This window comes from Microbacterium sp. MYb66 (assembly GCF_002979435.1).
GTDB lineage: Bacteria > Actinomycetota > Actinomycetes > Actinomycetales > Microbacteriaceae > Microbacterium.
Genome location: NZ_PCOV01000012.1, coordinates 51,664 through 64,134 on the forward strand (window position 1 = coordinate 51,664; position 12,471 = coordinate 64,134).

Consider the following 12,471-nt stretch of genomic DNA (forward strand, 5'->3'; position numbering starts at 1 on the left):
GTTCTTCGCGCGCCGACGAGCGGTTCGATCGAGTCGCTCACTCTCACAACAAAGGAGTTGCAATGAGAAACGAAGAACGGACGACGGCGATGTCGCCGGGTATCGCTCGGCGGGCCGCACTGGGCGTCGTCGTGGGAGGTGCGGCCTCTGCGCTCGCGCTCGGCGCGGGGGGCACCGCAGCCCATGCGGCGACCACGCTGACATCGGTCGGATCCTTCGCCGCGCTCGCGGCGCTTCCGATCACCTCTCCCATGGAACCGGTCGTCGTGCTCGGCAGGGCCGCGATCGGCGATGGCGGGGAGGGGGTGTTCATCTGGGACGCGGCGGCGGCGGCGAGCAGTGCCGACGGCGGGACGCGGCTCGCGTCGACGGCATCCGCGACAGGCGTGTGGCGGCGTCAGACGGACGGCGACGACCGCATGAGCGCACGGTGGTTCGGCGTCAAAGCGGACGGCTCGGCCGACGACACCACGGCGTTCCAGAGCGCGGTCAACGCCGCCGTGCGCGCCGGTGCCGTGCTCATGGCGCCCGCAGGCACCATCCGCATCACGAGCAGCGTGACGGTGCCCGCGGTCGGGACCTCCCGACGGCTCTTCATCCAGGGGGCTGGCCAGGTCCAGACGCGCTTCCGTCTCTCCGCATCCGGTCGGTTCGACTTCGACCTCGGTGTCAGCTCGGAGTGGGACAACGGGCACCTGGTCCTGCGCGACTTCTCCGTCCTCTGCGATTCGGCGGAGACGATCACCGCGGTCACCGCGCGCTTCGCGCGAGTCAGCGGGGCCACCGCGCAGACCTCGATCATCGAGAACGTCGAGGTCGTCGGCGTCAGCGACACCACGGGGCCGAAGGTCGCGTTCCATCTGGTGGATGCGAGCGCCCTGAGGTTCCGGGGAGCCCGGATCCAGGGACGCCGCAGTGGGGGAGGATCCGATACGGTCGGCGTGCTCCTGTCCGGCGGGTCCATTCCGGTCGAGATCTACCTCTCGGAGATCAACGTGTACTTCATGAACACGGCATTCCTCGTCGACGGGACGGCGGACCGCCGCCTCGAGGGCGTGCATCTGGACAAGTGCGCGGCGGTGGCCTGCGCGTACGGAGTCACCGCGAACGCGGCCCCGACCGACCAGTCGCTGTGGATCAAGGTCTCGCAGTCTCATTTCAACTGCACGAAGGGCGGGATCTCGACGAGCAACTACGGGAACATCCTCTTCACGGGCAACCTGATCTACGGTCTTCCCGCCGGCGGCGCATCCGTCGCGTTCCTCGCCGTCAGCGTGTCCAACGGAGGCGGGTCCGGCGTGGGGCACCTCAGCATGATCGCCGACAACATCATCGAGTACGCGGGGAGCACGACGGCGGCGAAGAACGGCATCCTCATCGCCGGAGGCGCATCGGAGGACTCGATCCTCATCTCCAACAACATCCTCGCCTTCTTCGACACCGCGATCTGGTTGGCACCGACCGCCAACCGGGTCGCGATCGCCGCGACCAACATGTTCAAGAGCAACACGACGCCCACCTTGAACCAGGGCTCGAACAACGTCGTCGCCCCGGCGCTGGTGACCTGGTGAACGGGGTGAGCGGCCTCATGGGCGGCAACGGCGACAGCACTCCGGCCCGGGGCGTCGACCGGCGCACTCTGCTGCAGGGTTCTCTGGTCGCCGCGGTCCTCGGCGCGATCGGCATCCCCTCTGCCGCATCTGCCGCTTCGAGCGGGGGAGTCGCGGCTGTCGCGGATGCGGTGCGAGCAGCAGGGCTGCCCGCCGGTGCCTCGCGCGCCCTGCAGATCGGTGCGTTCTGGCCTCCGCCCTCGGCTCTCCTCACGGCCACGCAGTACGACTGGCTGCGCGATGCGCACGTCACCGTCCTGCAGAACGTCGTCGGCAACGATCTGAACTCCGTCGCCCACAACCATCAGATGCTCACCCTGGCCGGAGCTCGAGGCATGAAGGTCGTGGTCGCGGACACCAACAGCGCCGGCCTGAAGACGAACCCGGCGCTCGCCGCAACCGTCGCGAGCGAGTACGGCGGCGACCCCGCGCTCTTCGGCTTCTATGTCAAGGATGAGCCGCTCCACACGGAGTTCGGCGCGTACGCCGCCGCCTATCGAAGGTTCCTGATCGAGGCTCCGCAGTACGAGCCCCTCGTCAACCTGCTCCCGATGGTGGTGTACAACGCCGACTACGAGAACTATCTCGAGGGATGGATCGGTGCCGTCGGGGCTTCTTACGTCAAACGGCTCGCCTACGACCGATACCCCTGGCCGACGACCGGCGGGATACACGGCGACTGGTTCGAGAACGTCGAGCTCGTGCGGCATTCGGCACTGCGGCACAACCTGCCCACCGGCGCCTACCTCCAGTCGGTCGGCATCCCGGGCGGTCTGCGTAGACCCACCGAGATCGAGATGCGCTACAACGCGCATGCGTTCCTGGCGTACGGGTTCGGTGCGCTGTACTGGTTCACCTGGGCGACGCCCGAGAACCGCTCCGAGCCGTTCACGAACGCCATCATCGCCCCGGACGGCACGAAGACCGATCTGTACGCTCCCGTGCAGGCGATCGGTCGCTCGCTGACGAACCTGGGTGCCGTCACTGCGGCGGCGACCTCGCAGGCCGTCTACCATTCCGGCGTCATGGCGACGGGGACGGTGCCCGTCCCGGGGAACTCCTTCTGGCGTCCGGTGAATCCCGCGGCGAACGTGATCGTGTCCCATTTCGTGGGTGACGGCGGCCGTCGGTACGTGCTGATCGTGGATCGGACTCTGGACGCCGGATCGAAGACGCTGCAGTTCCAGACGGAGAAGAACCTCGCCTCGGTCGTCGAGGTCTCCTCGACGACCGGACTGGAAGTCTCTGCGGGGTACACCGCAGCCACCGGCGTCGTCACCGCGACCTTCCAGGCCGGCGAGGCCCGTCTCTTCGCGCTCCCCGCCGGATTCTCACGGGACTGGAACCTGGCGGCCGGCCGCTCGGTCTCCGCTTCGACCTCCGTGGAGGCGTGGAGCTTCTCGAAGGCAGGGGTCGTCGACGGCGACACGGCGACGTGCTGGTCCAGCGCCGGGAGCATCCTGACGGATCACGAAGAATGGGTGTCCGTCGATCTCGGCGGAGTCCACGTCGTGAATGCGATCCGGCTGACGCCGCGCATGGACACCCCCGGCGAGGGCTTCCCCCTCGACTTCGTCGTGGAGGTCTCGAAGAACGGGACGAGCTGGACGGGTGTCGTGAACAGAGTCGCCGCGCCCAAGCCCACGGCGGCCGTGGAGTATGGATTCGGTCGTCAGCCCGCGCGCTACGTGCGGGTGCGCGGCACGAAGCTGCGTCCGCTCACCATCGAGGAGAACCACTACCGCCTACAGCTCTCGGAGATCGAGGTCTACCACCGGGTCGCGCTGTCGCCCGGTGCGGGTCTGTTCTCGGACGATTTCTCGGGTGACCTGCGGAAATGGGTGAACGCCCGGAACTGCTCGGTGTCGGGCGGCAGGCTCACGGTCACCGCAGCGGAAGACATCCGCAATGCCAACGGCGGCCTCGATTGGCAGGACTACGCGTTCGAGGCATCGCTGAAGGTCGATCGGGCGCGGATCGGCCTGGTGTTCCGCTGCACCGATGCGGCGAACTTCTACATGTGGCAGCTGGGTGCCGACGGGGCGCTGCGTCCGCACGTCAAGATCGCCGGTGCGTGGACCCTGTTGAAGACGGTTCCCGGCGTGGTGCCGACCGGCGATCTCACCGTTCGCATCGATGCGGTCGGCTCCACCTTCACCACGCGGATCAACGGCACTGTGGTCGACGTGACGAGTCACACCACGCACGTACGAGGGAACATCGGCTTCCGCGCAGACACCGCGGTGGAAGGAGCGTCGATCGACACCGTCAGCGTCGTGGAGCTGTGACGCCTGGCACGCTCCGGCTTGCGGCACGCGCTCTGGCGACCACCCGCGGCCACCCACGCCGAAGAGGTGACGTATGTCGCGCCAGCTCGACGGGGCCGGTGCCGCGCCCGAGCCGATGGGGGCGTCTCGCGGGGTCGATACGATGAGCCGGTGAAACTGTCAGATGCCGCCGCGTTGCGTCGTCGGTGGACCGCAGATCGGCTGGTCGCGTTGCGCGAGCAGATCCAGGCGCAGTCGCGCATCGTGAAAGGTCCGCACCGTTTCGAGACCGACTGGTCGCGGACGGACGAGGGGCGACTCGACCTGCGTGGTCTGAGCGCGGGGCGAGACGGCCTGCAGTTCAGGTTCGTCACGGTGTCCGACGTCGACTTCCGCCTGGCGCGAGGCCGTCTGCTGTTCTTCGAATCCGAGCTCACCGACTGTCTGTTCGATCTCGTGTCGCTCTCGGGGCAGCCCCGATTCGACCGGAGGCTCGTGCGGTGCAGCTTCCAGGGGGCGATGATGAGACGTCTCGCAATCGGAACCCAGGTCACGGAATGCGACTTCGCCGACGCGGATCTGCGCTCGCTCCGCTCTCTGCCGAACACCCGATTCGAGCGCTGCGTCTTCGATGGAGCCGACCTCAGCGGCGCGGAGTTCGCGGACACCGCCTTCGTCGACTGCACGTTCGTGGGGACGGGCTTCTCGGCCGGCACGAGCTTCACGCGGTGCGCTTTCGTGAACAGCCCGCTCACGCTGGGCCTCACACGCCTGACGCGATCGACCTTCGACGGTGTTCTTCTGCCGGATCGGTGGGAAGGGGAGGCCCAGTCGGATGCCGCCCTCGTGGCGTACGCCCAGCGGTACGCCATCGCCGCCGCGGCGGGGGATGCGGACGACCTGCCCGGGGACCCGGCGCGCTGACGCCGAATCAGTCGTGCGGTGTGGGCTGAGACAATCGGAGAGTGACATCGGATCTTGAGGTCGTGACCTACGACGGGCTGCCCGCGTCGGCAGGTGGTGCGCACTCCCACCGGGCCTGTCCACGAAGCACTGGGGCAGGATTTCGATCGCGGCCGGGCATCCGTACTCTGGTGCCATGACGGGAACCACATCCTCCGCGCAGCGACCGGCGCAGCGATCGACACACCGCCCGCCCGCCCCGTGGGGGCTGCTGCTGATGGCCACCGTGCTGGCTGCGGGGACGGTCGCGCTCATCTGGCTCGTGGCCGTGCCGGTCGGACCCGTCGTGTGCGCCGCGGTCTCCCCGCCCACGAACAACTGCCTCCTCGAGCACCGTGAAGGCAGCGCGCTGGTGATGACCGTGATCGTCGTGGCCCTGTACGCGGTCGCGATGCTCCTGGCCGCGTTCCTCCGACGGCCGCGGGGTCTGCTCGTCGCCGCGGTGCTCCTGCTCGCCGTCGCTCCCTTCGTGTCGTACGCGGTCGTGGCCTGGGCTCCGGGTTTCGTGATCGGGATCCCGTGACGCAACGGTGCCGACTCTGGCGCCCACCTGCGCGAGCGAGGATGATGTCGATCATCGCAACGGGACCTCGGACGGAAGGCACAGCACGACGATGACGAACCTCACGATCGGGACCGCTCTCGGCGCACCCGAAGACATGGTCCAGCTCGACGCGCGACGCTTCAACCGGCACACCTTCTGGGTCGGTCAGAGCGGCAGCGGGAAGACCTACGCGCTCGGGGTGATCCTGGAGCAGCTGCTCCTGGAGACCGAGCTGCCCATGCTCATCCTGGACCCGAACGGCGATTACACCCGCTTGCGGGAGACTCGGCCTTCCGCGAGCGATGCAGATGCCGCGAGGGTCGCCGAGACCGACATCCGCGTGTTCCGCTCCGGGGCCGGAGAGGGCGAGAAGCTGCACGTGCGCTTCGTCGATCTGGTGCCCTCGTCGAAGGCGGCGGTCCTGCAGATGGATCCCATCGCCGATGCGGAGGAATACAACGCTCTGATCCACGTGGAGCGGGAGGCGGAGAGCTTCGACGCCCAGGACATGCTTCCGGATCTGCGTGCCTCAGCAGACCCCGCCCGGGTCAGACTCGCGAACCGCATGGAGAATCTGCAGGTCCTCGAGTGGGAGCTGTGGTCTCGTGGTGCGGGATCCGTCGTGGACGCGATCGACGAGCGCCCTCGGGCCACGGTGCTCGACCTGGGCGGCTTCGAGCATCGTGCGGAGCCGAAGGTCGCCGCGCTCGCCGTGCTCGAGCACCTCTGGGCGCGCCGCGAAGAGCGTCGGCCCGTGCTGATCGTCATCGATGAGGCGCACAACCTGTGCTCGCCGCATCCGGAGACGGCCGTCGAGCGCGCGCTGACCGAACAGCTCGTGCAGATCGCCGCCGAAGGCCGCAAGTTCGGGCTCTGGCTGCTGCTCTCCACACAGCGTCCGACGAAGATCCACCCGAACGTCCTGTCCCAGTGCGACAACCTCGCGCTGATGCGCGTCAACGCGCCACGCGATCTCGCCGAGCTCGCCGATGTGTTCGGCTTCGCGTCGGAGACGGCCATCCGGCGATCCGCGGAGTTCCTGCAGGGGCAGGCCCTGTTCGCCGGCGGCTTCATCTCGGCGCCGACGTTCGTGCAGATGGGGGATCGGATCACCGAGGAAGCCGGCGGTGACGTGAAGGTTCCGCTGCGCGCCGAAACGCGGACGTGATCCGCGTCGACCGGAACCGGTAACATCTGCCCGATGGCCACTGTTAAGTCGATCGCCGCCGCCGTCGGTGTCTCTCCGTCCGTCGTCTCGGCGGTTCTGAACGGCAGCCGGCACGTTCGGATGAGCGAGGCGACCAGGGCCAGGATCCTCCAGGCGGTCGAGGAGATGGGCTACACGGCGAACCTCGCCGCCCGCGCTCTCCGCACCTCCCGGACCGGTGTCCTCGCCGTCGTGGCGCCGAAATTGAGCAATCCGGTGTTCGCGCCGATGCTCGACGGCATCCACGATGCCGCGGAGGAGAACGGCTACGCGGTCATGCTCGCCGAGGCGATGCGTCTCGTCGACGGATCCCGCGCGCTGGAGCGGATCCTCGGGCAAGGCCAGGTCGACGGCACCATCCTCCGACCCAGCTCGGACGTGGACTCGGAGGGCGTGCGCTCGGTCTTCAAACGGGAAGCGCCGATCCTGGTGCTCGACGAGGTGCCGGAGGCCGACCAGCCGTGGTTGGCCATCGACGACGTCGCCGCAGGACGCGTCGCCACCGAGCACCTTCTCGACCTCGGGCATACACGCATCGGCTTCCTCGGCGGCTGGTTCGACGCACACCAGAGCTTCCGCCCACGGGAAGGGTTCCGGCATGCCGGCCGTCGCCGGCTCGAGGGGTATCAGCTCGCACTGCAGGCCGCGGGGATCGAGCCGCGACCCGAGGATGTCATCGAGTCCGACTACACGGCGCGCGCCGGTCATGAGGCCGTCGCCCGTCTGCGCGGAGTCCGGGACCGTCCGACGGCGTTCGTGGTGAACAACGCGACCACCTCGCTGGGCGTGGTCGGCGGGGCGATCGCGGCGGGTCTGCGGGTCCCGGAGGATCTGGCGGTCGTGGCGATCCACGACATCGACGTGCTCGAGGACATGAACCCGCCCATCACCGCTGTCCGGATCCCGATGTACGAGCTCGGGCATCGGGGCGTGACGATGGTCGCGCGCGCGATCGAGGGGGAGGAGATGGCCTCCGAAGTCATCACCTCGCCGGCCCCCGAACTCATCCGCCGCGGCAGCAGCTGACGCTCGCCCGAGCCCCGTCGGAGGTCTCAGCGACTCCGGAGCTTGCGTTCCTTCACCCGTCCGGCTAGGTTGATGCAACGTGACATCATCACTGTTCCGCTGATGCCGCGCGACACGATCGAAGGAGAATCCGTGCACGCCAACGACAACGCCGTCGACCCGACACGCATCCCGCTGAGCCGTCGCACGCTGCTGCGGATCAGCGCAGCCGGGCTCGCCGGACTCGTCCTCTCGACCTCGGGTCGACCCTCGCGAGCGGCCGCCGCAGCGATGGCCGGTATCGGGGACGACCTCACCCTTCCGATCCCCGACATGGTGCCGTTCGACCTCTCCACGCTCGACCGCTCGCTCTTCACCACGCACGAGCAGGGCATCGTGCAGTACCTCGTGTCGCTCGCCGACATCGCGAACAACATGGAGGACACCGACTCCGAGACCCTCGGATGGTTCCACCGCGGCTACCAGGTCTATCCGCCCGAGCCGTGGGACGCGCGCAACCAGGAGTCGGTGTACACCCTCGCCTGGTTCTACACCTACGACGCGGCATGGAACCCTTACTACCTCGACCCGGTGCTCCGCGATCACGTCTATGCGGCGATGCGCTACTACCTGAAGATCCAGGGCGCCGAGGGGTGGTGGCCCTCGGACAGCTGGACCGACAAGAACCGGGCGGCCACCGGCTTCGCGCTCGTCTACCTGGGCGAGGCAGCCGTGATGATGGAGGGCGTCGGCTGGGATGCCGCGGTGCGCGCCGAGGTGCTCGCCTCGCTCCAGCGCGGCGCCGAGTACATGCTGGACCCGTCCGTCGCGGACGTCTGGGACGTCGGCATGCGATTCAGCAATCAGATCATCGGGTCCATGACCGGGATCGCGTCGTACAAGCACCTCATGCCCGCCCACATCGAGACCGCGTATCAGGAGCGCCTCGACTTCCTCGTCGCGAACTGCCAGAGCCCGGGAACCGGCTACCTGTACGAGGACGGGGCCTTCGACGCCCACTACTCCCTGTACACCTCGCTGCGGGACCTCGCCATCGCTTTCGAGCGCACCGCCGATGACCGGTACCGGCAGATGGCGCTCACCCACCTCGACTGGTGCCGCTACAACTTCCTCTGGGAGCCCGACGGCGCCGGCTGGACGGTGAACGGCATCTCGACGCGGCAGTCGCTGCGTTCCCTCGCCGCGCTGCGCACCACCGACGGAAGCAACTACCCCGACCACCTCAACATCTTCAAGGAGTCGCACGTCGTCCGCGCGCTCAACTGGAACGCCGAGCATGCGGCCGCGCTGCAGGCGGCCTGGGCTGCGGGCACGGTGCCGGTCACGAAGCTCACCGCGGCGGGGACCGCGCCGCAGAACCTCCGGCTCACCGACGTGGAGCCGGTGTTCCCCACGCTCGTCGAGCGCGAGGCGGCCATCGCCGAGTTCCCGTACATGGGCACGGGATCATTCGTCGAGGCGCGCTCCGACGCGAAGTACAACACCCACTACGTGTTCGTGAAGCGTGCGGGGTACTACTTCGGATCGCACCACGGCACCGCACGTTCGACCCGCATCCGACGAGGTCCCTCGTTCTTCTACCGCGCCGAGACCGGCGCGTTCATCGCCACGCAGATGGCCACGGACAGCGCCTGGGCGACCATCGTCCCGGGAGGCGTCATGGACGCCAAGGCGACGATCCTCCAGAGCAGCGGCGGCTACCACGACACGAACCCCTTCTCCTACGCCTACACCGGCGCGAGCGGTCGGGTGGTGAAGACGTTCCAGTGCGGTCCGACCGACGTCCAGGTGTCCGTGAGCACCCCGCAGGACCCCTCCTTCGTCGAGCGCGTGCCGCTCGTGATCGCGGCCGGCGACGAGGTGAGCCTTCTCGTCGGCGACACCGAGGTGCCGGTCGACGGCGCGGCGCAGGCGACCGCTCGCGGGGTCCGCATCCGACGCGCCGGCGGCACGTTCGAGCTCACGACCGTCGGCGACGTCGCGATCGACGTCACGCTCACGCCCACGACGGTGGTGCTCTTCAGCGGCGCCGAGCAGCGTCGTATCACGAACCTCGACATGTCCGTCGCGGCATCCGCCCTCTCCTATAAGGTGCACGTCCTCGTATGAGTCCCACGATCCTCCTCCGCTCCTCCTGGCAGACCGTCAACATCGGCGATGTCGCTCATTCACCGGGAGCGCTCCGGGCGCTCCTCCGACATGCACCGGATGCCCGCCTGATCCTCTGGCCCATCCACCTCGACGACCGAGAGCGGGCCATGTTCGCCCGGGCATTCCCGGAGGTCGAGATCGCCGAGGGCGAGCTGCTTCCCGACGGCACTGCCACGACGGCGGAGCTCGACGCGGCGATCGCCGCGGCCGACGTGCTCGTGCACGGCTCCGCCCCGAGCCTCGTCAGGGCCGAAGACATGAGCACCTGGGCCCGGACGACGGGCAAGCCCTACGGTTTCTTCGGCGTCTCGCTCGATCCGCTGAACCCCGTGTTCACGGGAACCCTCGACGAGTTGGAGTCGATGGTGCGGTCGCTCGGCAGAGGAGTGCTCGACGAGCAGGATCTCGAGGTGCTCGACGGCGCGGCGTTCGTCTACTGCCGCGACTCGATCACCGAGCTGTTCCTGCGCACCCTCGATCTGCGCTGCCCGGTCGTCGAGTTCGGCCCGGATGCCACGTTCGCCTTCGACGTGATCGACGAGGAGGCCGCCGCCGGGATCAAGCGCGCACACGGTCTCCGAGACGGCGAGTACCTCTGCGTCGTGCCACGGGTGCGGTGGACCCCGTACTTCCAGATGCGAGGTGAGCGCCCGACTGTCCAAGATATCCGCCGCACGGCATACAACGGTCTCTGGGTCGAGCATGACCTCGGTGTGCTCGCCGCGACCATCGTCGACTACGTCCGCCGCACCGGACACCAGGTGCTCGTGGTGCCGGAGATGGCATATGCGGTCGGCCTCGCCGAAGAGCATTTCGGCGATGCGCTTCCCGCCGATGTGCGCCCGCACGTGCGCGTGCTCGGCCGCTACTGGTCCGCACCCGAGGCCCTGACCGTGTACCGCGACGCCGAGGCGGTCGTGAGCATCGAGTGCCACTCGCCGCTCATGGCGATCAGCCAGGGCACGCCGGCCGTGTACGTCCGCCAGCCGACGGATACGGTGAAGGGGCGTATGTACGACGACGTGGGCGCATCGGGCGGACCCGTGGAGATCTCCGGAGGGCCGCTGCCGGTGCTGACCGCGCTGCGCAGGATCCTGGACGATCCTGCGGATGCCAGGGCGAAGACGGCGGCCACGAGGGAACGGGCGCACCAGCGTCTGCGTGCCATGGTCGAACAGGTCGTCTCCTGCGCCGAAAGGCCCGCTGCCCTCGTCGGTGCTTCCCCCGAGAACGCCGACGCCCCCGACTGATCCGCCTCACCCACGCACGAACGACACAACGACAACCGACACACAAGGAGACAGCCATGCGAACCGCATCGAAGCGCTCGCTCGCCCCACTCGCCGCCGTGCTCACGCTGAGCATCGGCATCACCGGCTGCAGTGGAGCGGCCACCGGAGGCCCCGGCGGCGCCGAACCCACCCCCGACCTCGAGGCCGACGTCACGATCACGGTCGGCGACCTGCCCCCGACGAGCGAAGCGGAGAAGCGCGCCTTCTTCGAGAGCCAGGTCGACGCGTTCATGTCCGAGAATCCGAACATCACCGTCGAGGCGGTCGAAGACACGTGGAATCCGCAGACATTCCAGGCCCAGCTCGCGGCGGACAGCCTCCCGACAGTCCTCAGTGTCGCGTTCACGGAAGCGAACGCGCTCGCCGGCCGCGGACAGGTCGCCGAACTCGGACAGGCCATCGAGCTGGCGGGCCTCGGCGATCAGCTCAATCCCGACCTGCTCGATCTCGTCTCCGATGACGAGGGCGGGATCTACGCGGTGCCGACCTCGGCGCAGGCGCTGGGCCTCGTCTACAACCGCGACCTCTTCGTGCAGGCCGGTCTCGACCCCGACGCTCCGCCGCAGACCTGGGACGAACTGCGCGAAGCGGCGAAGCAGATCACCGAGACGACCGGAGCCGCCGGATTCGCGACGATGACCACCGAGAACCAGGGGGGATGGATGCTCGCCGCCGGGATCTACAGCTACGGCGGCACCGTCGAAGACGCGAAGGGCACCGAGGCGACCTTCAACGACGACCCGGCGACCGAGTACCTGGAGCTGCTGCAGAAGATGCGGTGGGACGACGGCTCGATGGGGAGCAACTTCCTCTACAACGCCGGGGCGCTCGTGCAGGATTTCTCAGCGGGCAAGGTCGGTATGTTCATCGGCTTCTCCGGGCTCTACCGCCCCGCCGTGATCCGCAACCAGATGCCGGCGGAGAACTTCGGCATGGCGCCGATGCCGGTCGGCGCCGACGCCGAGCCCGCGTCGCTCACCGGCGGCACGATCCAGGTCGTCAGCCCCGGGTCGACGCCGGAGGAGCGGGTGGCCGCGGTGAAGTGGATCGACTACTTCCACCTGAAGAAGTTCACCGACGAGAAGCTCGCCGTAGCCCAGGCCGAGTCGGCCGCGGCATCCGCTCAGGCGGTGACGGTCCCTGAGCGACCGGCGATCAGTCAGGAAGCGTACGACCAGTACTTCGAGTGGATCCAGCCGTACGTCAACGTGCCGCTCGACAACTTCGGCACCTACACCGCGGCGTTCGAGAAGCAGAGCCTGCTGCCCGAGCCCGCCGTGAAGGCGCAGGAGATCTACGCCGAGCTCGATGTGGTGCTCCAGAAGGTGCTCACCGAACAGGGCAGCGACGTCGGCGAGGTGCTCACCGAGGCCGAGAGCGCCGTCAATCGGCTCCTGAGTCGATGACGCAG

At 68.3% G+C, this 12,471-nt stretch carries 9 protein-coding genes; all 9 read left to right on the forward strand.

Translation table 11 applies throughout. The features are described 5' to 3' along the window. Positions 1-62: 62 nt before the first annotated feature. The 9 genes from CQ045_RS17345 (at position 63) to CQ045_RS17385 (ending at position 12,466) form a co-directional block, all read left to right on the forward strand. Positions 63-1,571 (forward strand): glycosyl hydrolase family 28-related protein, encoded by a 1,509-nt coding sequence (locus CQ045_RS17345; protein ID WP_105726022.1) that lies wholly within the window; start codon positions 63-65, stop codon positions 1,569-1,571. A gap of 5 nt (positions 1,572-1,576) precedes the next feature. Beyond that, a complete protein-coding gene (locus tag CQ045_RS17350) occupies positions 1,577-3,898 on the forward strand; it encodes a discoidin domain-containing protein (RefSeq protein ID WP_146115270.1) in 2,322 nt (773 codons plus the stop codon). A 150-nt stretch (positions 3,899-4,048) separates the two neighbouring features. After that, a complete protein-coding gene (locus tag CQ045_RS17355; RefSeq protein ID WP_105726026.1) occupies positions 4,049-4,801 on the forward strand; it encodes a pentapeptide repeat-containing protein in 753 nt (250 codons plus the stop codon). A 175-nt stretch (positions 4,802-4,976) separates the two neighbouring features. Then, entirely contained in the window at positions 4,977-5,363 is a 387-nt protein-coding gene (locus CQ045_RS17360; protein WP_105726028.1) for a hypothetical protein, read from the forward strand. 91 nt (positions 5,364-5,454) lie between these two features. Continuing rightward, a complete protein-coding gene (locus CQ045_RS17365) occupies positions 5,455-6,552 on the forward strand; it encodes an ATP-binding protein (RefSeq protein WP_105726079.1) in 1,098 nt (365 codons plus the stop codon). 33 nt (positions 6,553-6,585) lie between these two features. Beyond that, the gene (locus CQ045_RS17370) at positions 6,586-7,617 is read left to right on the forward strand and encodes a LacI family DNA-binding transcriptional regulator (protein WP_105726030.1); all 1,032 of its coding nucleotides are present in this window, start codon (positions 6,586-6,588) and stop codon (positions 7,615-7,617) included. Positions 7,618-7,689: 72 nt separating this feature from the next. Continuing rightward, a complete protein-coding gene (locus CQ045_RS17375) occupies positions 7,690-9,726 on the forward strand; it encodes a hypothetical protein (RefSeq protein ID WP_105726032.1) in 2,037 nt (678 codons plus the stop codon). Next, complete coding sequence (locus CQ045_RS17380) at positions 9,723-11,018, forward strand: polysaccharide pyruvyl transferase family protein (RefSeq protein WP_105726034.1); 1,296 nt, start codon at positions 9,723-9,725, stop codon at positions 11,016-11,018. The genes CQ045_RS17375 and CQ045_RS17380 overlap by 4 nt, the downstream gene beginning before the upstream one ends. Before the next feature lie 56 nt (positions 11,019-11,074). Next, the gene (locus CQ045_RS17385) at positions 11,075-12,466 is read left to right on the forward strand and encodes an ABC transporter substrate-binding protein (protein WP_105726036.1); all 1,392 of its coding nucleotides are present in this window, start codon (positions 11,075-11,077) and stop codon (positions 12,464-12,466) included. The last annotated feature ends 5 nt before the right edge of the window (positions 12,467-12,471 follow it).

Excerpts from the sequence above, each read along its gene's own strand:
- CQ045_RS17375 (WP_105726032.1), top strand. The coding sequence starts at position 7,690 with ATGCAACGTGACATCATCACTGTTCCGCTGATGCCGCGCGACACGATC.
- CQ045_RS17365 (WP_105726079.1), top strand. The coding sequence starts at position 5,455 with ATGACGAACCTCACGATCGGGACCGCTCTCGGCGCACCCGAAGACATG.
- CQ045_RS17360 (WP_105726028.1), top strand. The coding sequence starts at position 4,977 with ATGACGGGAACCACATCCTCCGCGCAGCGACCGGCGCAGCGATCGACA.
- CQ045_RS17380 (WP_105726034.1), top strand. The coding sequence starts at position 9,723 with ATGAGTCCCACGATCCTCCTCCGCTCCTCCTGGCAGACCGTCAACATC.
- CQ045_RS17370 (WP_105726030.1), top strand. The coding sequence starts at position 6,586 with ATGGCCACTGTTAAGTCGATCGCCGCCGCCGTCGGTGTCTCTCCGTCC.
- CQ045_RS17345 (WP_105726022.1), top strand. The coding sequence starts at position 63 with ATGAGAAACGAAGAACGGACGACGGCGATGTCGCCGGGTATCGCTCGG.
- CQ045_RS17385 (WP_105726036.1), top strand. The coding sequence starts at position 11,075 with ATGCGAACCGCATCGAAGCGCTCGCTCGCCCCACTCGCCGCCGTGCTC.